Origin of the sequence: Anaerocolumna cellulosilytica (assembly GCF_014218335.1) — a bacterium.
Lineage (GTDB): Bacteria > Bacillota > Clostridia > Lachnospirales > Lachnospiraceae > Anaerocolumna > Anaerocolumna cellulosilytica.
The window spans coordinates 1,775,880-1,798,553 of sequence record NZ_AP023367.1 but is presented as its reverse complement, the minus strand read 5'-3'; the positions used below and the strand labels follow the sequence as shown (position 1 = coordinate 1,798,553).

Annotated in this window: 18 protein-coding genes; all 18 read right to left on the bottom strand. The window is 36.3% G+C overall.

The genetic code is table 11. From position 1 onward, the window contains the following. Window positions 1-10: 10 nt before the first annotated feature. The 18 genes from acsn021_RS07765 to acsn021_RS07680 all read right to left on the bottom strand — a co-directional run bounded on the left by acsn021_RS07765 (window position 11) and on the right by acsn021_RS07680 (window position 22,484). The gene (locus tag acsn021_RS07765) at window positions 11-181 is read right to left on the bottom strand and encodes a hypothetical protein (protein ID WP_184093595.1); all 171 of its coding nucleotides are present in this window, start codon (window positions 179-181) and stop codon (window positions 11-13) included. 163 nt (window positions 182-344) lie between these two features. Continuing rightward, on the bottom strand, window positions 345-1,646 hold the full coding sequence (locus acsn021_RS07760; protein WP_243167910.1) for a sensor histidine kinase: 1,302 nt from the start codon (window positions 1,644-1,646) through the stop codon (window positions 345-347). Continuing rightward, window positions 1,646-2,362 (bottom strand): LytR/AlgR family response regulator transcription factor, encoded by a 717-nt coding sequence (locus acsn021_RS07755; RefSeq protein ID WP_184093593.1) that lies wholly within the window; start codon window positions 2,360-2,362, stop codon window positions 1,646-1,648. The genes acsn021_RS07760 and acsn021_RS07755 overlap by 1 nt, the downstream gene beginning before the upstream one ends. Before the next feature lie 55 nt (window positions 2,363-2,417). Then, window positions 2,418-2,969, bottom strand: a complete 552-nt coding sequence (locus tag acsn021_RS07750; protein ID WP_184093592.1) for a hypothetical protein — start codon at window positions 2,967-2,969, stop codon at window positions 2,418-2,420. Between the two features lie 106 nt (window positions 2,970-3,075). Next, a complete protein-coding gene (locus tag acsn021_RS07745) occupies window positions 3,076-3,732 on the bottom strand; it encodes an MBL fold metallo-hydrolase (protein WP_184093591.1) in 657 nt (218 codons plus the stop codon). Window positions 3,733-3,769: 37 nt separating this feature from the next. Further along, window positions 3,770-4,330 carry an antiterminator LoaP gene (gene loaP / locus acsn021_RS07740; protein ID WP_184093590.1) on the bottom strand — a complete coding sequence of 187 codons (561 nt, stop codon included), beginning with the start codon at window positions 4,328-4,330 and terminating at the stop codon, window positions 3,770-3,772. Window positions 4,331-4,739: 409 nt separating this feature from the next. Further along, a complete protein-coding gene (locus tag acsn021_RS07735; protein ID WP_184093589.1) occupies window positions 4,740-6,266 on the bottom strand; it encodes a GH39 family glycosyl hydrolase in 1,527 nt (508 codons plus the stop codon). A 36-nt stretch (window positions 6,267-6,302) separates the two neighbouring features. Beyond that, window positions 6,303-7,223: a carbohydrate ABC transporter permease gene (locus acsn021_RS07730; RefSeq protein WP_184093588.1), complete on the bottom strand. Its 921-nt coding sequence runs from the start codon at window positions 7,221-7,223 to the stop codon at window positions 6,303-6,305. Between the two features lie 12 nt (window positions 7,224-7,235). After that, window positions 7,236-8,198 (bottom strand): ABC transporter permease, encoded by a 963-nt coding sequence (locus acsn021_RS07725; protein ID WP_184093587.1) that lies wholly within the window; start codon window positions 8,196-8,198, stop codon window positions 7,236-7,238. Between the two features lie 96 nt (window positions 8,199-8,294). Next, window positions 8,295-9,995, bottom strand: a complete 1,701-nt coding sequence (locus acsn021_RS07720; RefSeq protein ID WP_243167907.1) for a type 2 periplasmic-binding domain-containing protein — start codon at window positions 9,993-9,995, stop codon at window positions 8,295-8,297. Between the two features lie 150 nt (window positions 9,996-10,145). Next, window positions 10,146-11,777, bottom strand: coding sequence for a response regulator transcription factor (locus acsn021_RS07715; RefSeq protein ID WP_184093585.1), 1,632 nt, complete (start codon window positions 11,775-11,777; stop codon window positions 10,146-10,148). Window positions 11,778-11,874: 97 nt separating this feature from the next. Continuing rightward, the gene (locus acsn021_RS07710; protein ID WP_184093584.1) at window positions 11,875-13,695 is read right to left on the bottom strand and encodes a sensor histidine kinase; all 1,821 of its coding nucleotides are present in this window, start codon (window positions 13,693-13,695) and stop codon (window positions 11,875-11,877) included. A gap of 178 nt (window positions 13,696-13,873) precedes the next feature. Further along, complete coding sequence (locus acsn021_RS07705; protein ID WP_184093583.1) at window positions 13,874-15,628, bottom strand: carbohydrate-binding protein; 1,755 nt, start codon at window positions 15,626-15,628, stop codon at window positions 13,874-13,876. A 231-nt stretch (window positions 15,629-15,859) separates the two neighbouring features. Further along, window positions 15,860-17,425, bottom strand: a complete 1,566-nt coding sequence (locus acsn021_RS07700) for an endo-1,4-beta-xylanase (protein WP_184093582.1) — start codon at window positions 17,423-17,425, stop codon at window positions 15,860-15,862. A 455-nt stretch (window positions 17,426-17,880) separates the two neighbouring features. After that, window positions 17,881-18,858, bottom strand: coding sequence for a DUF5692 family protein (locus tag acsn021_RS07695; RefSeq protein ID WP_184093581.1), 978 nt, complete (start codon window positions 18,856-18,858; stop codon window positions 17,881-17,883). Window positions 18,859-19,045: 187 nt separating this feature from the next. Further along, window positions 19,046-20,554, bottom strand: coding sequence for an extracellular solute-binding protein (locus acsn021_RS07690; protein WP_184093580.1), 1,509 nt, complete (start codon window positions 20,552-20,554; stop codon window positions 19,046-19,048). A 128-nt stretch (window positions 20,555-20,682) separates the two neighbouring features. Then, window positions 20,683-21,549, bottom strand: a complete 867-nt coding sequence (locus acsn021_RS07685) for a carbohydrate ABC transporter permease (RefSeq protein WP_184093579.1) — start codon at window positions 21,547-21,549, stop codon at window positions 20,683-20,685. After that, a complete protein-coding gene (locus acsn021_RS07680) occupies window positions 21,549-22,484 on the bottom strand; it encodes an ABC transporter permease (RefSeq protein ID WP_184093578.1) in 936 nt (311 codons plus the stop codon). The genes acsn021_RS07685 and acsn021_RS07680 overlap by 1 nt, the downstream gene beginning before the upstream one ends. Window positions 22,485-22,674: the final 190 nt, after the last annotated feature.

The window sequence follows — 22,674 nt, the reverse complement described above, 5'->3', positions numbered from 1 at the left end:
CGAGATTGGTTTAGCAGCATATTAGAGTTAAAAATCCACTGCACCCTACTGTAATCGTATATATGGCATCTACACTTTTATTGGTTTCTAATTCCTTTAGTTCCTTTAACTCTTTTGAAATATTACCGGCTGGATTATTTAGCTTATTACAGGATTTCACTCTTGAAATATTTGCCGTCACATATATCACCTCCTGATTTTAATTTTATAAGCAATTGGGAAACCGTCCTTTTATGCTATCTCTGGATAAAGGGTTAAAAGTTATCTATTAACTCTCATAAATTATAACACTGTGTAGATGCATTGTATTAAACTGTACTCAAATGGAATTAAAATGTCCTTAATTAGCAATTTATGGTAATCATTACTTCAAATAAATCCTCATTGTAATTAAAGTCCAATAAGCCCTCGTATTCATTAACAATAGATTTAATACTCCATAAACCTAACCCATGCAAATGCTTATCTTCCTTGGATGTAATAATCATATCATTTAAGATTTTTGGTTTCCTGGCTGAACTGTTACTTACTTTTAGAATGAGCATATTATTCTTTTTTTTCATAACTATACTGATCCATTTTTGTGTATTCTTAACGAAGTGGCAGGCTTCTATAGCATTATCAAATATATTGGATACAATAGAGCATAAATCATAGTCCTTAATTTGGATATCTCCTATTCTTTCTATGTTGGTTTCAACTTGAATGTTATGCTTATTGGCTTCTGTAAGCTTATAGTTTAATAAAATATCCAGTATCTGGTTTTCTGTATTAACTGTGTTATCTAACAGCCTGATGGGCTCAATAATTGATTCAATATAATTAAGCGCCTGTTTTGATTCATTGTTTTTTAGGTATTGATGCAGTATGCTTATATGATTTTTCAAATCATGATAAATACTGGAATTCTTCTTGTATAGGTCAGATAGGTTAGTATAATTTTGTGCTGTCATTTGTTTGTAAACCTCTTCTAAGTTCGCCCGTTCTAAATTATCCCGGTATATAAAATATATAACTGCCAGACTGACTGATAAGATACACCATATCAAAAAGCAGGTCCATTGTAACATCATTTCCCCTGTTATACTTTGCAGAAATATCCTTTGAAAATAAATAGTTGCACTGCTTCCGCCAATAGCAAAACCTAATAGTAGTCTTTTATATTTATATACATACGTAATCTTTCCCATTAAGGATTGTCTTAGTACCAAGAAAATTAACCCCCATATAATTAATAATGCCAGTGTATAAATAAATCTTTCGGGGCTATTTAAAGTGGAAATCCTGTAGCCTAAGTCTACGTTACCGTTTAGCAAGCTAATAAGAAATATAAATAATATTTCACCAAATACACTTATCATAATATAGAGGCAAATTACCAGAAACCGAATCCTAAACGTTTCATTATAAAGATAATAAGTCGCTGCGCTAAGATAAATAATTATAATTGCTATCATACTATTAGAATATGTTGCAACCTGACTATTAAAAAAACCCAGAATGGCTAACGGCAACGATATGGTAATTCTTACTATCTGTTGCCTTTTATGACTTCCCTTACTTTCAAAAAAGCAATTTAACAGACAACAGCACAAATCAATTCGAAAAAAACAATATAAAAATTCAACAAATTGGAACATGAGCATCACACATTCACCCTCCAGAATTGATTTATTTTCTTTTTAACATCATTTATATGGGACCTGCTGATAGACAGACTAATGCCATTACGTAGAATAACCAGATTATTATTTATTTTCATAACATGTAAGGTGTTTACTATAAAACCCCTGTCTATTATTAAGAACTCATCAGAATTTAAATCACGATAAACATCAGAAATACTTTTCCGCTCCCTGCTCTCACCGGAAGCAGTAACGAATATAGAGTTTTTTCTATCTTTGAATATGTAGTAAATATCCTTATAGAAAATCTTTTCGAAGCGTGAATGGGTCTTTATAATATAGCTTTCTTTTTCCCTATGCATAATTTCAGTAATTAAATCCCGTAAGGCAATGGGCAATTTTTTATCTATTAAGGTTTTTGGAATATATCTGTAAATATGTAGTTCATACCCTTCAATTGCATATTCCATATGGGAAGTTATAAAAAGCACATAGCAATCGCTAAAGGTCTTGTTGATGGTTTTAGCTAGTTCTATGCCATCTATATTTGGCATCTTAATATCTAAAAAGCATATGTCGAAATATTGGTTTTCCTGGATGTCGTATAGAAAATTTCTAGAGTTTTCATAACTGCTTACACGAAACGGAATACTTTTATTGGAAAAAAAATTCTCCACTTCACGTTCAATGCAATCTATGTTTGCCTTTACATCATCAACAATAGCAATTTTAATCATACTATAATACCTCCCCGTTATTTATTAGTATACAAGGTATTATAACAAATTTTTCCTATTTTTCAATCAAAAATGTGTAAAATTTACATTTATTTATGTCATGAAAATAGATTTCTTCTTTATTTATAACTAATTCATACAGTTCTTTTTCTGAATTATTATTATTACAATATGAATAAACCCCTATTTCTCTCTTATTCACTTTATCAATAATATCATCTACTACTTTTACTATTATCATTTTGTTTTTTTTGGATGCAGACCATTTTCCTATCATACTTCTAACTTCAGGTCTGGTTAATTTTATTTTTCTACAACTATAGATTTTCCTTGGAAACATTAATCCTTTCTCAGTTCCTAAGATTTTTAATATATCATCAAATTCTTGCTGACAGGATTCGTATGGAAAACCCATCTCCAAATACGCCTGTATGAGTAGTACTGCGACTTCAAGATAATCTGATTGGTTGCTGGTTAAATAATACTCTTTTAGATGCCCTATACTCATTACGAAGGTTTTTTTAATAGACAGACCTTTATACTTTAGGCTGCCTGCTGCAAGCTTAATTGCTTCTAGTTGTATTCTAGACTGTTCTGTTTTGAACAACTTCAATCCTCCTAACTATGATGAAATCTTCGTATTCATTCCTACTCATCCATAAATATACTTATCTTGAACCCTTTTAAACAGTCGTTTAGCATGCAAGCTAAAGCTACTTAAAGTTAAATATATTCTTTTTTGATCCATTTAATCTAAAATCAATGAACTTACTCCTGTCTTCAATATTAAGATAAATATTGTCCCTTAGCACGAACAAGAAAGGTTGTCCGGGATAAGTACCATAGCAATGACCCGGGTATATAAACGTATCCTTTCCAATTATTTGTTTTAAACGTTTAAAGCTATCATACATACTAGAAGCAGCAGCGTAATTGGCACAGATTCCACATCCTTCGTAAAACAAGGTATCACCGGTAAATAAATTATCTCCAATTAAATAACACATACTTCCCAAGGTGTGACCCGGTGTCAGTATACCTGTTATCTGAAAGGAAGATAATGACACCTTTTGTGCATCCTCAATATAATTCAGATTTTTGCAATTAAATTTATACCTATCTGCTTCAATTCCTGATATATATACATCTGTATTAAAGATATCAACCAAAGCCTCAACCAAATTTGTATGGTCATAGTGGGCATGCGTTAACAAAATTGCCTCTAACCCAAGATTATGTAAATTTATATAAAAAAGAATTTTTTTCATCTCCCAAGCAGGATCTATAATAATGCATTTGTTGGCAGCCATATTACGAACTATATATGTATAGTTTATATAATTCGCCCATTTACATCTAACAATATTCACATGATACTCCTGTTCCAATGCAACACCTCCGTTGTTATCAGCTAAACGTAATTTGATTCTTTACAGTATCTTCCTTATATTTTTCAAGACATCGGATTGCAATATCTACAAAGCACTTTTTATTCAGAAAGTCAACCTGTATCTTTGCACGTCCTTTTCTTCTATTTATTTTTTTAATTATTCCATTATAATGACTTAATGGTCCATCAATGATATTAACTTTTTCATCTTCCACATAAATATCTGAGATACCTATAATCCCTTCTTTATTAATTAAGTTGATAATACTATCCATCTCTTTTTCATTTATTTCCTGGAAATAGTTATCATTCTTTAATAACTTTATAATATTTAAACTTTTATGATTTTTCATTATTTCATAAAGTTTTATAATTTGATTGGTGCCAATTAAAACATAACTTGGAAATAGTGTCTTAAGTACATAATCTCGTCTGCCCTCATGGTATTCGTATAACCCTCTTTTGGGAACAACCACTTCATATTCATCCCTGGGACTGAAAAATTCATATAAATTTTTTAGGTTATTACAAACTTCATCTTCTTTTCCCGTTCTGACAAATACCGCATACCAATTCATATTAGCTCCCGTCTGCGACCTTGGGTCGCGTATAAATCAGGGTGTGAAATTGCCTTTTATTTCACACTATCCTACATGTCTGCGACTTGCTCGCAGGCCTAAATTCAACGTGTGAAATTGCCTTTTATTTCACACTATCTCCCCCCCTTGTATCCTCCACTCTTTAATAAATCTGCATTCGTAATTGCATCCTTTTATTTTATTATAAAAAAAATTGCCTTTCAATTGTCTATAACTTCTATGATATGAGATTATAGCATACTATGGAATAAAAGTAAAAAAATGGCTCTTTCGGGTGAGTTTTGTCCTTAAAAAATAAATTACTGCTTCCCTTCCACTAAAAAAACCCCAGAATATTAAATATCCTGGAGCATTGTCCACTATGTACTCTGGTACCGCTTTATATATATTATAACCTATATCCGTTTTTATCCGGCTGATAGCCTCTATCTAGTTCCGGTATTATTTTCTGTACTTTAAAGTATAGTAGAGCATTCTTTTTTAATGTTATATTCATCTCCCATGCTTTAATGCCCTGTGATACACTAAATCTCTCGGTATTTATCTGTGGCCTGGCACACTCTCTTAGTAAGGCTATCTGCTCTTTCGTTGGGTTGGCAGGCGAGCCTAAATCCAGCCAGTTTTTTAATGGATTGCATACGTCCTCATCCACCAGCTTTGTAATAAATACATATTCTCCATCTTCAAGAGGCAAGGCAATTGTAAATTCCATCTTATGTTCCATTGGCTCAGCTTCTAACGGAACCGGATTCCAGAGCATACCATGAAGGCTGCCTTCTTCGTCTTTGGTTATAATATAATTGTCATTTCTTGCCAGTGCTGTAGCTCCCAACTGCTTAAAGAAATGAAAGGCCCAATACGTTGGCTTTGGTATCTGCCCATTAGCCACTAATCCGAAACAACCTGAGAAGGGAGTGAAAGCTACCCCACTTTCTTCAAAGACATCGCCAAAAGTCCAGTAAGAATAAGAGGCACACACATCACCCATTTTATGGAGCAGACCAGCTATATATGCTGCATTCAGGTTCGTATCATGAATGGGACAATCTGGAGAATAGGAGGTGTTAAATTCTGTTATATGCATCTCCATCCCCTTATACTCACAAAAGCTGTCAATAATGTCACGGCTTACCTTTAGTTCATGTAAGAACACATTCATATCCCTTAGCTTTTGATAATCGTAATGCCCGATTCTCTCCGGAGCATCCGCCGCGTAAGCATGCCTTGTTACAAAATCCAAGGGTACTTTAAAATCTGAACAGAACTTTAGAAATTCCTGCAACCAGCGTTCATCGTCTACACCACAGATTGCTGGTCCTCCTACCCTAATTCTTTCATCACATTCTTTTACTGCCTTCACAGAGATTTCATAAAGTTTGAAATATTCCTGCATATCAGCATCTTTCCAAAAGCCCGGAAGATTCGGCTCATTCCATACCTCAACCGGCCAGGTTATTACCTCTTCCCTGCCATACCGTACAAACCAGTGATGAAAAACGGCTTGAATCAAATCCGCCCATGCGGCATAATCCTGCGGCGGAGTCACATTTCCTTTCCAGTAAAAAATAGTCTGTTCGCCGGATGCCAATTCCTCAGGCATGAATCCAAGTTCTATAAAGGGTTTGATACCCAGTTGCTTATAGTTATCAAAAACCCTATCAAGATAGGTGAAATTGTACTCTACCTTTTTAAGACCGTCTTCTGAATAAACTTTACACACTGCCATATCATCACAGAAGAGTCCATGCCCTCTAATATAGGAAAATTGTAAATCTTTTTGTACAAACTCCAGTTGTTCATAATATTCTTTTTGTAAAGCCAAACCCATTCGACCGGTACCAACGCAAAAGAAAGCGTTATTATTAAATCCAAGCTGTGCTTCCTGTGGAACCACTACTTTCGTAATCTCTTTCATAAATCAATCTCCTTGTTCATTTAAGCCCTGCACATTTTACTCCTTTACTCCGCCAATCGTTAATCCTGTTACAAAATATCTCTGCAAAAAAGGATATAGTACTACAATTGGCAGACTGGTTAAGATTGTTGCAGCTGCACGCACTGATTTTGTAGTAACCTGTGAACTTGATCCTGTTAATGCGGCTGTGTTGGCATCTCCACTTAACTGACTTACAGAGGAAAGTAATTTCATAAGTTCATACTGTAAAGTGGTCAGACTATCCGCCATTCTGTTATAAAGCATAGTATCAAACCAGGAATTCCACTGACCGACTGCAATAAACAATGCAATGGTTGCAAATACAGGCTTACATAATGGTACAATAATCCTCGTAAATACCTTAAAATACCCTGCACCATCCATCATAGCCGACTCCTCCAAACTATCTGGAAGACCATTCATATAGGTCCTTATAACAAGCATATTAAAAGCACTCACCATACCGGGTATAACATAAACCCAGAAGCTATTCATAAATCCCAGACTTTTAAATAACAAAAAGGTTGGAATCAATCCACCGTTTACGTACATGGTTAATACGTACAAGATAGAAATGGGCTTAGCGAAAACAAACTTTTTCCGGCTCAAAACAAAGGCAATCAAAGCGGTGACAAAAAGCTGCAATATGGTTCCGACAACTGTTCTAAGCACTGATATACTTAATCCGGTCATCATAGATTCTTTGTGCAATACTGTATAGTAGTTGTTTAACGACCATTTACGAGGCCATAAATAAATACCACCGCGTAATGCATCCAATGCATCATTAAAAGAAACGGCCAAAGTATTTAAAATCGGATAAAGCGTAACAATTATAAAAGCTGTTAATACCAGACCTATGACGAAAGAATATATAAAATTCTTTAAATCAAATTTTTTATGTATTTTTATATGACTTCTATTTGTTGCTCTCATGACCTGCCTCCTTTAAAAAAGTCTCTCTTCACCAGCTCTTTTCGCCGCAGAATTTGCAAGGAATATTAAGATAATACTGACCACACTCTTAAAAATTCCAGCTGCCGTACCAAGTGAATAATCCATCTGGCTGATACCATACTTTAGTACATAGATATCAATTGTTTGGGATACACTTTGCACTAGACCATTGGTTAATAAATACTGTATTTCAAAACCAGAATTTAAAACATTACCGATATTCATCAAAAGCAGGATGAATATGGTAGGTTTGATTCCGGGCAGGGTTATATTCCACATTTTCCGAAGTCTTCCTGCACCATCAATGGATGCTGCCTCATACAAATCAGGGTTAATTGCAGTAATAGCCGCCAGATAGATGATACTGTTCCATCCTGTTTCTTTCCATACATGTGCAAATCCTACAATCCACCAGAAAAGACCCTTAAAAGCAAAAAAGTTCACCGGCGCATCTAAAATATGTAATTTAACAAGTATCTCATTAATGATTCCACCATCAATGGATAAAACATCCTGAAGGATACCGCATACTATAATCCATGATAAAAAATGGGGCAGATATGACACTGTTTGTACTAATTTCTTAGGGCCTTTGTGTACCACTTCATTTAGTATCAGGGCGAAACCTATTGCAAATACAAAACTTAACACCAGATTAATTATCCCCATGGCAAGGGTATTCCTGATAACCCGTATAAAATCTGCATTATTCACAAAGAGAAATTTAAATTTATCCATGCCTACAAATTTAGAGCCCCAAAAGCCATCCTTGGGCTTATATTGTTGAAATGCCATAATCCATCCAGCTAAGGGCACATAATTAAATAAAATAACATATAACACAAAGGGAAGCGATAAAACTATTAATTCCTTTTGCTTTATTATTTCTTTCAGGGTTATTTTAACCTTAACATCTTTTACCCGTTCGGCTTTTACTCGTTTTATTCCAGCCATTGATTTACCAACTTTCATTTATGATAAGCAGGTGGTATGGCATCTGCTGCTAAACCACCTGCTTTGCAGTTAAGTTAAAGGTACAATCTACTTTTCTTATTTGGCAGGTCTTACATTTCTTCCTTGAACCAATTCAATCCTATGATAAACTGCTTCCTGTACTTCAGCTAAGAAATCTTCTGGTTTGCATGACTGATATGCCTTCATATATTGATCCCAGGCAGCATCAAAATCTTCAGCTATTACAACCTGTGTAAGATACTCGTGCTTTGTTTCTTCCATTCTTGTCCAGGCAAGTCCGCCGGGCGTCTGTGTTGTCATCTCACCAACGAAGGAGTGAATTGGATACCATGGTTCTTCCTGTCCATCGATTTCATTGTAATCGAGCATATCTACATATGTCTCTGCTCCATATGCCTGTAGGCATTCCTGTACCTCTGGCTTTAGCCCGTTGAAGAACTCAGAAGGCTGTGTTTCCGGAGTCATTGCATTCTTTCCGTCAGGATTCATACCGATAAAATTAGGAAAATAGCTGTAAGTGCTAAGATGTGAAGCCTTATATTCTGATTTCACAGCATTGTCTCTCATTTCCTTTGTTCTGTAATAAAGTCCGTCATCATCTACTAAATAATCCACACCTTCTATTCCCCAACTGCGGAGAGTAATAATCTCAGGATCTAGCAAATCATTTACAAATTGCAGGGCACCTTCCACATCCTCACAGCTTTTTGTAATACTTAAGCCACCGCTGAGAACTGCCGCTTCATTGGCTGTAAAATACATTTCCTTCATGCCCGGTTCTATAGTAATTCCAAGAGGTATATATGTACAACCCTCCAGATTCTGTGCCTTAATTGAATCTTCAGCAGTTCTAAAATCCCAATACTGCTCAACCATACAAAGTACACGTCCGGAAGATATTTTTTCCAGGAACTGATCATGACTCATAGTCATAAACTCAGGGTCAATAATTCCTTTTCTATATTCTTCGTTTAACTTCTTAAAATATCTTTCAGCCGTAGGTGTTGTGTTATAATCAATTACTTCAAAGGTCTTAGGATCTACAATACAACGTCCGTTGTTCGGCCAACCATCTAAGAACTGAGGTGGATTTTCCAAACAGAAATAATACCAGTCATAGGCTAAGATTTCAAAAGGAATTACGGAAGAACCATCCGGCATAGTGGGATTGGCTTCATAATATCTGTTAAGTAAATCAAAAAGCTGGTCTAGGGATTCAATCTCAGGATAACCCGCCCATTTTAAGACCCTGGTCTGAATCCAGAATGCTTCACCGTTTTGCTGGGTATCCATAAGTTTTTCGTTAATATTCCCAAACTGTGGAATGGAATAGATATGTCCGTCTTCCTGCTTTAATGAATTCCATTGCGATTCGCTCCAAAAATTCTTAATATTTGGATATTTATCCAACTGCTCATCAATAGCTACCAATGCACCTGCATCTTGTAATTCCGGAGTCCAGTTGATAAAATCCGGATATTCATCACTAGCAATGAGCATGCCCACCGCTTCCTCTGCACTCTGACCGGTCAGCCATGTTTCCTTACATTTTGCTCCGATTTTTTCTGCAATGAGTTGCTGAATTGTATTCTCTTTATTTAACTCAATCCCTTGTCTGTCAAAAAATGCCGTGAACTCTTTTATTTGATCATTAGACGTATTCCCCACTGATGCATTTCCATTGTCCGTACTGCTTTCCTTAACCTTACCGCCACAACCAGTAAATAGTGCAGAAACTAGTACAATAACCATAAGTGCTGTAATTACTTTCTTCATAAATACCCTCCTATATTTAATATTCACTATGAAGTGATAATTAATTATCTCATATTTGTGCACTTTATAACTCATACAGAATATATAAAATACTACTACAAAGTATATATGTACATATGAATGTCAAAAACAAATATACCAATATACATTTTACACAAAGCTTTGCTTAGTTTTTTTTCTAAATCTAGTTGGCGTAACACCATAAATGCCTTCAAATTTATTAATGAAGTACTCTAAATTTTTATACCCCACCTTTTCAGCTATTTCATATACCTTTTCTTCCGTTCGTAACAGTAATTCCGCTGCTTTTCGAATCCGTACACCATTAAGATAATCCTTAAAACTACAGCCGTACTGTTTTTTGAAAATCTGCCCCAAATATGCACTGTTAATGTAATACTTTTCTCCCAGCGTTTTAAGACTAAGGTTATCTGCATAGTTTTGTTCAATCTCAGCCTCAATGCTGTTAATCATACCCTTTACAGAGGTTTGTCTAAGCTGTTGCAGATAATCAGAATAATCCTCAGCGAATTTCTGAAAATTCCTTCCGCTAAATTCATAGGACCCCACTGCAAAAGCCGCCTCCTGCATATACTGCATGACCTCTTCCTGATTAATTCCAGTCTCCATTTCATAGGCAAGACCTAAAAGGCGGTATAGAAAGTATTGCAAATTCATTCCCATAAGTCTTGTATCCATGGATTTATCAAGCATCCGGTGGTAGAGAAGACCGGAATTTTCTTTGATATAGATCTTATCACCTATTTCAATAGCATGAACCAAGGCATCCAGTTCCTTGCGGTAGTATTCCTCTTGGGCATTTTTATCCGTTGGCTTTTTCTTATAGGCAGCCAAATTCATCTTTTCATCATTATTCTTAAAGAACCTAAGAAACCGGGTCATTGCAGAGTCTCTATAAGAACTCTCTAAATCCTCTATCTGCTGAACGGTGCTTCCTGCACATGCTGCGATTACATAACCGGTACGTTCTTTTAATTCACCAAGAAACCAGGAAAGCCACTCCTCATCAGACATTCCTTTTTCCTTTGCCATAGAATTACAGTATATAATCCCAATATCATAGCAGTCCGTCAGCTTTGCTACATCGAACATAACATGATCAGCATATGTTTTCATTAGTAAGCCTGCATAATTGTACAGCTTCCTATGCTGCTCCCTCTTTTTAGATTCCGGCAGAACTGAAAAATTATCATCCCTGGAAGATATCTCTACATGAATATACTTTATCTCATTCCTTAAACCCATTCTATTTCTGACATAATTCAGATTGATTTCATCATATTTTCCACAAAGTAACGCCAAGAGATTTCTGTCCAGATACGCCTTTTCACAGATTCTTTTATCCCTTTTTCCACCTGCTTCTTTCTGGATTTCATTCCGTATTCTGCGTAATATGTGAAGCAGTTCTTCCTTCTGAATTGGTTTTAACACATAATCACAGCAGCCTGACTGTATTGCTGACTTTGCATATTCAAATTCATAAAAACCGCTTAGGAATACAAACTTTGCCGTACTAACCTCACCGCTCTTAACAATTTCCGCCAGTTCGGTTCCATCCATACCAGGCATTCTAATATCAGAAATAATTAAATCATAATTCTGCTCCTTTAATAACGCAATCGCATGTGAACCATTACATGCTTCTCCTGCTATCAGATAGCCTTCTTCCTCCCAATCAATTAGTGCCGTAAGTCCCTTTCGAATAAAAGGTTCATCATCTACTAATAAAACTTTTAACAAATTATTCTCTGTTCCTTCCATAACTCTCACTCCTTATTTTTTTTAACTCCAAGCATACCAAGAATGTGTTTCTGCTTTTAATCAGACACCCGGATTATGATGTTTATAACGTACGCTATCACTGCTGCTCCATATCTGCCAAAGGTATCTTTATAGTAATACAGGTTCCTTCCTGTGGTTCACTCTCAATGGCTATTCTGGTACGTTCTCCACAAAATTTTTTAAGGCGGATACTTGCATTTAACATTCCCAGCGAATTGGACATTTGAAGGTCACTAATATCAGCTTTATTCAATTTATCCTCCAGGGAAGACACTTGTTCTTTCTCCATTCCAATTCCGGTATCCTCAATTTCCAGATAAAAATAATCTGCTTTTTGATAAGCCGATACGAAAATTATTCCATAATGTCCGGCTCTGTTCAACCCGTGAACGCAGGAATTTTCAACAAAGGTTGTTAAGGACAGACTGGGTATTTTATAAAGATTTAAACTCTCCTCTATTTTAATTTTATATTGAAATCCATTACCATACCTATATCTTTGAAGTTCAAGGTAATCTTTGGTGAATGCAAGCTCTTGTTTTAGAGCTATGTAATCGGTTCCCCATACGGCACTCTTTCTCATAAGCCTAGCCAAACTTTCAATCATACCAGAAGTCTCCATCTCTCCTTTTAGGACACTCCGCATACGGATACTCTCTAATACATTATATAAAAAATGTGGATTTATCTGACTATGGAGAGCTTGCAGCTCTGCTTGTTTTCTCGCCAGTATAAGCTCTTGTTGTTCTAATTTGCTTTTTAATTCATTCTCTATCAGCTCTTTCATCCGGTAGGTCATAAGGTTATAATTTTCCAGTAATTCACTTATTTCATCACTGCCCTTATTACCAGTAATAAATTCAAAGCTTTCTCCCTTTACTTTTTTCAGATAATTTACCAAAAGCAAAATTCTATTCGTAATGGAATTACTAAATAAGGCCAGCATAAATGCAGGAATTAAGGCATCTGCTAAAAAAAGAATTACAATAATACCCAGATTATTTGAAAAAACCTGACGGTAATTTGATTTATAATCCGTTACGTAAATATCCCAGTTAACTCCATAGGCCGTGAATACTTTATGTATCTGAACTTCCTTTTCAGGAATTATTGCGCTACTTAAAAAAAAACTCTTATCACCTTTATCTTCAGGTGCATTCGTAAATATAATTTTATCACCATGGCAGACATATACCGTGGTACCAAAAGCAGAGCTTGTAACATTTTCCAATAACTGGTTGTAGTTTAGATCAAGCTTTACCAGTTTTTCAGTATCTCTTAATCCTGTATAATTAAGTCTCCTTATAATGGATAACATTCGTTTTCTGGTGTCTATATACCTAGTGTCATCATAATAAATGTGCATATATAAATCGGTATCGGCTTGCTTATATTTTTGGTACCAGTCTTTGCCTTTAATGCTATCTACACGAAAGTACCGTCCTCCATTTATCATAGTAGGATTATCAGAAAAAAATGTGATATCGCTGATTAAATGTTTGGAACTGGCATAGAATACATAATTATCAAAAAAACTTCTATACTGTAAATAGTATTCGGATGCTGTGGCATACTGGCGGTCTAAAAATCGCTCAATAGAATCGCTTGCATATAAATCTACCGTCACATACACCGCACTGTCTAATGCCCTTGTAATGTCATGTGCAATGGAATCTGCTATGTTACTTATATTTTCCCTTTGTTCCTTCTGTGACAGCTTCAGACTATTACCAATTATAGTTATGTTGGTTACCAAGGTAGGCAGCAGTACGCAAAATATGTATACATAAATCAGTTTAGATTTTATATTCTTATTATTTAAAAGTAATTGAAGCCTTATATATATTTTCTTTATACTACCTGTGATTTTCTTTAAACTTAATGTGATTTTTTTCATCTTCTCTCCAGTCAGTCCAAAGTATGTTTTGCATATGTAAACAGTCAGCAACTGTATTTTAGCCATATATATGAACCCATCTTCTAAAACAAGTAAAGTAAGACTGAATTTAATTCAGTCTTACTTTAGCTTTATGTATTTCATGTAAGCTTTACAAAAATCCTCTGTTCCTGTGTTTTTAATTCGTCATTTCATAGTAATCTACAAAAGCATCCCAAGTGCCGTTATCCTCATCTACTTGAAGTTTTACTTCCTTAGTGCCGGCACTGGTGTAAAAACTTACGTTCTGTACTGAAGCAGTTGTACCTGCAAAATTTAAGGTTCCTGCCTTAGTTCCTCCGATGTATACCCCTACTTTAGCTGTACTGCTGTTATTTGATGCCCCTCTTACATAAATGGTATAATTTTTACTGTCGGAAAAAGTATAATTGTTATAACAAGCATCACCGTTCCCATACAAAGCTACACCACTAAAAGGAGAGGTAATGTTACCGGCATAGGTACCTGACTTCGTTAGGCTCTCACATTCTGTCCTTGTAACACTGCCAACAGCCTTGTTAAATTTCCACCAGTTTATATTGAATAGATATCCACTTCCACCTGTAAATTTCAAGTACAGGTCATGAACCCCCGTGGCACCTGCAACAGTTGTTGTCTTTGTTGTCCAGTTCTGCCAGCCGCTTGTCTGACCTACCTGACAAGTACCAACCAAGGTTCCATTGGGACTATCGAGACGGATTTCAATAGTTCCTCCGCTGGTTGCAGAAGCTACTCTAGCTTCAAAAGAAGCCGCACCTGTACCAAAATCGACACCTGTAATTTTAATCCAATCACCATTTTCAATAAAACTTACATTACGTCCGCCCTCACTGCAAGCTTCAGTTTGAATGCCGTTATTTTGCGACATGCTTTCTGCTTCCACAGTGGAATATGGATTAACATATTTAAGCTGAGACAAGCCATTGGTGGTAGGCTGAACCTTTTGTATTGTCCCGTCAGAATTAAAATACAGTCTGTCTACACAGAAGTTTCTTTGATATACTCTAACGTTCGATGGCAGACCAATTTGCGTGGACAGTGCTCTGTTATGGTATGCAATATACCAATTTCCCTTAAATGAGAATATAGACTGATGGTTGTTGTTGTAATCGTTTTGAGGCGGATTGTCAAGTATAGTACCCTTATATACAAATCCGGAGGTTGGACTGTTACTTACCATGTAATCGATTTTTGCTGCTCCCTGTGAAAAATTAGTAGAATAAGAGAAATAGTATTTACCATTAATCTTATTCATATATGCCGCTTCAAAAAATCTTGGTGCGGACATGGAAGTTGCTGACCCATTAACACTCACCATATCATTATTAAGCTTAATTACACGGATATAAGACTCACCGTTACCCCCAAAATATAGATATGCCTGCCCGTTATCATCAATAAAGGCTCCCGGGTCAAAGCACCAGAACCCGGAAGGAGGATTAACTCCCGGAGTACTGCCGGACACCAATGGGCCGGAACGGGTATCCTTAAAGGGCCCGGTTGGACTGTCACTCACTGCTACGCCAATACTGCCTGCTCCATTTCCATAATACATATAGAACTTATTATTTCTATAAACAACGGAAGGTGCCCAGGACAGTGTCGCCCAGCTGGAATCAGTGGTTGCATTAAAAACCTCACCATGGTCTGTCCAATTTTTCATATCATCTGTGGATATACAAGTTATATCATTAATAATATAACCTGCTCCCTCTTTATATACATCATGAGAACCATAGATATAAAGCCGGCCATTGTATTCTAAGGCAGTCGGATCTGCCGAATAACGCTGATAAAAAATCGGATAATCAGCATTTACAGTTATTTTACCTAGAATCGGAATTATTAGGCAAATTGCCAGCAATACAGGTAATACCTTTATTTTATTTAACATTGCTACACCCCTTTTTTTACCTTCTTCTAATCTTATGCAAGCATACTTCGTAAACTTCATGGATCTTTTAAAAATGTAATCCCCTTTCTATAATTAGAAATAATACTGCATACAATTACAATTATTGAGTAGACTATCCCCGTTCTTTCTGCTGTTGCGGGTAGCTTAGACCTTGCTAAAACAGCATTTTATCGTATCGTAATTATTTAGTTCCTTTATATATCAGATGTCTTATTGGACCGTATATCCAGCATCCCTATAAGCCTTAATGGCACTGTTATAGGATGCCTTTGGTGCTGTCAAATTACTAAATAACAAAGGATTTGAGGACGAGCGCCAGGAAACACCATCATATAACCCCCACCAGGTGATACCTGTAATCTTACCGCCTGCCTTCTTTAATGACAGAATTGCCGACATTAAATCATACACATAAGATGCCTGTGCGGAATCTGAAGTATTTTGTACATCCAACTCTGTGACTTGCACTTCAAAGCCAGCATTTAAAAATCTCTGCATAGCTGTCTTATAATAAGATACTGTTGGATAGGAAGTACTTAGATGTGACTGCATTCCTACGCCATCACAATACTTAGTACCGGAATTAATAAAATTCACAAGGGCTATAATCTGATCTACAACCATATAGCAATTGTAATCATTATAAAACAGACCTACCGATTCAGTTAAACCAAAGTAGTCTAAGGTTTCATAGGCGTATTGAAAGGCCTTCTTTACATAGGAAGGAGTCGTCCCTAAGTTGGCTCCGTAAATACGTGACCAGCCAGAAGGGTTTGCATGTAAGTATTCATTAACAACATCCCAGGCATATACAACACTTCCGTAATTGCTAAGATAGATATGGTTCATATAAGTCTTTATAAACATTTCCATTCTGGCATCCATTACTGCCTGGCTTACATAAGAACCACTGGAACTGTAGCTTGTCTTAAAAAACCATTCCGGAGTCTGGGCATGCCATATCAATGTATGGGCACGAAGTTTCAACCCGTTCTCATAACAAATCTTTAGAACAGAATCAATCGTATTGAAATTAAATCTGGGCACAGTACTTTCTGTATAATTAGATGGTATAAAATAACCATTTGACCTTGCCTGAGCCACCGAAATCATAGTAGGAGAAGAACCTCCTAATACGGCGTCCGGCTTCATCTCATTCTCCATTGTTATGCTGTTATATTGGGATTTTATTACGTTAAGAGTTGTATTATTATTAAGCTGATATAAATTTACCGCTGCACCGGAATAATTAAGAGCTTTACCGTAGGTATTAAGAAGTGTGGCTGACGTTGTGGAACTATCATTCATGGTAAAGCTCACTCTGCTTACCGTTGCTGAATAATTGCCTGTATCCTGTGCCATGATGCCGATTACATCTACCAGCGCACTGCTGCCAGGCGCAAATGATACGTCAGTTGTATTGGATTTAAAGTTGTATCTTACCGCTGCTTCATTGCCCGAAGTATCATAAAGCTTAAAAGCTATCTGTCCATTGGGGCTGGAAGCATTAAAGGTAACATTGGTGCATTGGGACATATCAAGCGTTTCCGGTAGCTTAAACTTAATCTCCCTATACTGTCCAGAGAAATTAAAAGTCGCGGCTCCATTGGTGATGTTATAGGTAACACCCCATGCTGACTGATATGCCATTGAATTAAAGTTATAAGTCTTTGTAGCAGCTTTAGCAGTTGATGCCGGAATTATGGATAATACCATGATTAGCGCAAGTATAACTCCCAACAACCTACGAAACTTGCTTTTTCTTTTTTGTAACATATTTACCCCTCCATTAAATTTATTAAACAAAGCAGAACCCCGCATATCTGCTGTGTTTTCAATAACAGTGAATCTATAATACTTATTCCTGTGGCTCCCCTATAAACTCTCTACATAATAAACAAATATTTTAATTTTTTTAACTATTTTTTAGTAATTCCGTCCTTATTCTTTCATTATACGGACAGAAGGTATTATTAACAATGAAGTATTATTTTAATAAATTGATATATAATTTTTATTTTATCCATACTTTTATCTTAAGTTTCTTCTAAATGCTTGTCTCTATTTTATTACAAAATATGGATATTTCATCCTTTTATCTCATTACAACTATCTTTTGTGAACTTTGTAATTGACATATTCTTTGACTATTTTAATGAATTCATCAAAGAATAGTTTAATAACCACTTTTAGACATGTTTGAATAAGTAAAAGGCCTTGTAATCTCATTGCTAAAAAAGTCTTTTAATTGCTTTGTAACCCTTAAGTTCCTGAAACAATTCTCCTGTATATGGGTTCCTCTTAGTTTTTACTATCTTGTAAAGGAAAAAGACTGTTACAGCGATATTGACAAGAAGTGCAGAAAAACTAGCAGCAAACAAAGGAACTTTACTATAGGTAGAAGTTACTGCATAAGCGCCTTCATCAAGAAATGCAGGAAATGTCTGGGCAAACATACACCACAAGGCCAGTGTCTGAGCACGATGCTGTAGCCAGGCCCCTTTTCCGGAGGTAAATGCACATAGAGTAGGCGCAAGTAAAAGAGCAAAACCGCAGTACCAGGCATGACCCGGAAGGCAGTTATATGTATAAGCAAAATTCCATAAGTCATAGGCAAAAATCCAGAACCAGAGCATATCCGGCCACAACATATCTCTGCTTTTATCCTTAGCAGTTCCCTTTTTTATACAGATACCGGACCATCCGGTAATCGTTATGATATTTAAAATACCCGCAATGCCATTTATAAAGTTCCAAGAACCTCCAAGTACATACATCTTAGAATCAACTAGATTACCGCCTCCGTAATACATTACACCTACCTGAAAATCCCTTACTACCGCCTCAAGTATATTAATTGCCAGGATAAGGGGCGGAAATAATAAGACCCATTTTTTATCTGACAATCTATGTACTTTACCAGTTAACTTATTCTTGTACCTGACATGCCGGATACACCAAAATCCAATACATCCGGCTGTTGCAGAGTATACCTTTGCCAAATGGAACCAATCCGTATAAGTCGTATCCTTTAATACTGTAAACCACAAGACAGATACTATTACTGGTAAGATAAAAAAACTAAAAAAGCCAATATACTTATATCTTCGGAGTAATTCATTTAGGCCGAACAATGCTGCTACTATTACAAACCAAACACCCCATACACTTAGGACAGACGCCCCTTCCCCATACTGAAATGAAAACATACACTACCTCCTACTATATTTTAATTACGCTATTTATTATATTCTATATTTTACCAATTATTATTCTGGCCTGAAAGTACTATTTCAAACAGCTTTACATATAAATAGAAGAAGCAGGCATCCGGTTTCTCCAGATGCCTGCTTTCATTGTTTGTTGTTTTCTTATTACTAAATTCTACCATTCCAATTATTGATTCATTTCTTCAATAACCTTGCTAACGCCTAACATATCTGCTTCTTCTTTGTATTTAGCAATACCGTCTTCTACTGTCATATCACCCATAACAACTTTTGCAATCACTTCTTCTTTGATTAGTGTAAGATCTGATTGTATCTTTGTTAAGGTAGCGGATACCGGATAAACAGGTGTCTGTTTTCCATAAGTATTAATTACCTCCAGAGAATCTATTACGGTCTGGTCAAGTACAGAGTTTTTATCCGTAATCAAAAGAGGAGTAATTGGCAGCCAAGGTGTAATCCAGGCTTTCTGGAATACTTCGTCAGGGTTTGACAAGGTTGGAAGTGCTTTAATATTGTTACCATCCTGTTCCCAATGAAGTCCCTCAACGCCGCTTTGGAATAATACCTGTCCTTCACCGCCGTCATGGCTGTATTCTACAAAATATTTAAAAAGCTGTGCGACCTTTTCCGCGGACAAATTACCATTAATACAGATTACGGAAGGAAGAGCAAATTCATATACAGCTCCTTCGATTGGAGGAATTGCAACCACTTCTGCATCCGGTACATTTACTTTTAAACGTTCTGTTAAAGTCTGACCCCAGATACCGCCCCAGTAATTGAATACACCTACACTACCGGAATACCACTGGTCACGGCAGCTGCTGGTAGTATTGGTAACCACTTCTAAATCTATTAATCCAGCTTTATAGGAATCCTGTAATCTCTGTAAAGCAGAAATCATATTATCCTGGCTCATACCATCTACCCATTTACCATCTACCTTGCTAAAGTTAGGATTTGCTCCCTGGAAGAATTCAGGCAGGTTCATGGAAGCCTTTAAACCAGGTGCGGTTAAAGGCACTTTGCATTCCGGTATTTCATTTTTAAATCTGGTCAGCATGGTTGTAAATTCCTCATAAGTTTTAGGAATTTCCATACCAAGTCTGTCAAGCCAGTCCTTACGTACATAAGATACTGCGCCGCTTGGAATTTCAAAAGGGACACCATAAATTTTTCCATCGACTGTGATTGATTCCCAAATAGCCGGGTCCACTCTGTCATAAAACTCAGAATTCTTAATTAAGTCTGTTAAATCCGCAACTGCGCTCTGTTTCGCATATATTGCCAGATTACTGCCATTTAAGTCAAATACATCCGGGACATCACCGGATGCAAAGGCTAATTCTAATATCTGAGCATACTCGTTATTAGATACCACTTCAATGTTCATATCAATACCGGTAAGTCTTGTATACTCGTCAGCCCATTGGTCTACACCATTTTCCGCATTCATACCGGAGTGTACCATCCAGTCTATGCTTTCCGGTTTGGTGATATCACCGGTTGCTGTACTGTCATTCCCCCCTGAAGCATTTCCTGTTGTTTCAGGAGCTTGTGTTGCAGTGTTGTTTTTTGTATCCACCGTATTGTTTTTGTTTCCGCAGCCGGTCAGTAAAGTGGCTGCCATAAGTCCGGCCAGAACACCTGCCGCGATTTTTTTGCTTAATTTCATAGTACCATCCTCCTAATATTTTATAATAAAATGATTTAAATAGTAAAATCATTGTTATTATCTTGAATCATAAGATATATCATTTTCTGATAAGCATCTCACCAAATTTATGTATTTATTGTTTTCCATCAGCCTTTTACAGAACCAATGGTTACCCCCTTGGTAAAATACTTCTGGATAAAGGGATAAATCATCAAGAAAGGAAACACCACCACAACAACTACTGCGTTTTTAAGCATATCCTGAGACACAGTTATGCTGGTACCGGATATTCCATCATTTAATATCAGGTCACGTACCTTTACCTGGAAGTTCTGCCATCTTGTATCTGTGATATAAAGTATAAAGTGCATGTATTCATTCCATAAGCCTACTGCAATAAACAATCCAATCGAAGCAAGAGCTGGTTTTGACAAAGGCAATACAATCTTTAAAAAGGTTTTCATTGGTGTACAGCCGTCCAAAGAGGCAGCCTCATACAAGGTAGACGGTATGGTTTCAAAAAAGCTCTTCATCAAAATAATATTATAGGCACTTAAACTACAGGGAATTATAATTGCAATAAAGTTATTCATCAGCCCCAGATTTTTTATAGTTAAATAGGTTGGAATTAAACCGCCGTTAAATAACATGGTGATAAAAATGAAGGTTACCATGATTCCTCGTCCTGGCATTTTCTTCTGAATAATAACGTAGCCCGCCAAGGTTGTAAGCAATAAGCCGACTGCCGTACCACTTACTGTTGTAAAGACAGATACGAGCAGAGGCCGGTAAAGATTTGTAGAGCTGATAATCTGCTTATAAGCTGAAAGGTCAATTACCTTTGGTATTAAGCGGATACCATAGGTTGTAGGGTCTATCGAGTCTACGAATACCTTTAAAAGAGGAATCAGCATTACTAACATTAAGACTGATAAAAATATATAGTTAAATATAAGGAATACTGCCCTTGCCCGATGCCCAGATTTAAATGATATCTTTTCTGCCTTTTCCATTAAAGTATTCCCTCCCCTTTAATCTTTTTGCTGGCTTTATTTGCCATAGTAACCAGCACCACCGATACTACCGACTTAAAGAGGCCGGCTGCCGTTGATAATCCATAGTCCGCACTGGTAATACCGATTCGGTAGACATAAGTACCGATTACATCTGATACGCCTGTTGTCATGGAATTCTGAAGTACCCAGACGGAATCAAAGAGATTTAATATCTTAGCCAGATTTAATACAAATACAACTAATATAGTACCGGCTATGGAAGGCAGTGTTATGTAAATAATTCTTTGTATATGGCCTGCCCCGTCAATTCTTGCCGCTTCATACTGTTCCATGTCCACTCCTGCAAGTGCTGCTATAAATATAATAGTTCCCCATCCGGTCTCTTTCCAGCGGTTAATAATGAAAAATATAGGTCTCCACCATTTATCACTTGTTAAAAAGTAAATAGGTTCTCCTCCAAAAAGTTCAATACCTGCATTAACAATACCATTTTTCGGCGATAATACCATAGTAAAGATTGCAGCTACTACTACCCAGGAAATAAAATGGGGTATATATATGATAGTCTGAGTAATCTTTCGAAAATGTACCTGTGAAACTTCGTCTACTAACAGGGCAAGTCCAACGCTACAGACTATACTTAAAATTAAATTGACTGAACTAATCTGTAGGGTATTAAAGAATGCTCTCCAAAACATCTTGCCTTCAAATAATACCTTGAAATTTTCAAGTCCTATGAATTTTGGTACTTTTGTAAAAGGTGTGTATTCCGTAAAGGAATATACGATACCAAACATCGGTAAGTAACTGAATATCAGTATACTTATAAAAACCGGCAGAAACATAAAATAGAACCATCGGTAGTGATAAATTCGAACCCGCAGTGGTACCGTATTTTTGTCCTTGCTTTTTTCTTTGCGCTTATTAGCCATGCTCTTCCTCCTTCTTTATCAGGGACCGGAACCCCGTTAAAGATACTGTACCAGAGGGAAGAACATTTTATAAGACACAATGCTTTCGTCTGAAAATAAGTTCCGGGCAGAAAAACGGAACCATTTATACGATGAAAAATGGTTCCGTCTTATATAACCTCCAATGAGGAAGCCTGTGCTTTTTGGGCTT

Bases quoted from the DNA above. Each gene is read 5' to 3' on its own strand.
- acsn021_RS07760 (WP_243167910.1), bottom strand. From the start codon at position 1,646: ATGCTCATGTTCCAATTTGTTGAATTTTTATATTGTTTTTTTCGAATT.
- acsn021_RS07755 (WP_184093593.1), bottom strand. From the start codon at position 2,362: ATGATTAAAATTGCTATTGTTGATGATGTAAAGGCAAACATAGATTGC.
- loaP (WP_184093590.1), bottom strand. From the start codon at position 4,330: ATGAATTGGTATGCGGTATTTGTCAGAACGGGAAAAGAAGATGAAGTT.
- acsn021_RS07735 (WP_184093589.1), bottom strand. From the start codon at position 6,266: ATGAAAGAGATTACGAAAGTAGTGGTTCCACAGGAAGCACAGCTTGGA.
- acsn021_RS07730 (WP_184093588.1), bottom strand. From the start codon at position 7,223: ATGAGAGCAACAAATAGAAGTCATATAAAAATACATAAAAAATTTGAT.
- acsn021_RS07725 (WP_184093587.1), bottom strand. From the start codon at position 8,198: ATGGCTGGAATAAAACGAGTAAAAGCCGAACGGGTAAAAGATGTTAAG.
- acsn021_RS07720 (WP_243167907.1), bottom strand. From the start codon at position 9,995: ATGAAGAAAGTAATTACAGCACTTATGGTTATTGTACTAGTTTCTGCA.
- acsn021_RS07715 (WP_184093585.1), bottom strand. From the start codon at position 11,777: ATGGAAGGAACAGAGAATAATTTGTTAAAAGTTTTATTAGTAGATGAT.
- acsn021_RS07710 (WP_184093584.1), bottom strand. From the start codon at position 13,695: ATGAAAAAAATCACATTAAGTTTAAAGAAAATCACAGGTAGTATAAAG.
- acsn021_RS07705 (WP_184093583.1), bottom strand. From the start codon at position 15,628: ATGTTAAATAAAATAAAGGTATTACCTGTATTGCTGGCAATTTGCCTA.
- acsn021_RS07700 (WP_184093582.1), bottom strand. From the start codon at position 17,425: ATGTTACAAAAAAGAAAAAGCAAGTTTCGTAGGTTGTTGGGAGTTATA.
- acsn021_RS07695 (WP_184093581.1), bottom strand. From the start codon at position 18,858: ATGTTTTCATTTCAGTATGGGGAAGGGGCGTCTGTCCTAAGTGTATGG.
- acsn021_RS07690 (WP_184093580.1), bottom strand. From the start codon at position 20,554: ATGAAATTAAGCAAAAAAATCGCGGCAGGTGTTCTGGCCGGACTTATG.
- acsn021_RS07685 (WP_184093579.1), bottom strand. From the start codon at position 21,549: ATGGAAAAGGCAGAAAAGATATCATTTAAATCTGGGCATCGGGCAAGG.
- acsn021_RS07680 (WP_184093578.1), bottom strand. From the start codon at position 22,484: ATGGCTAATAAGCGCAAAGAAAAAAGCAAGGACAAAAATACGGTACCA.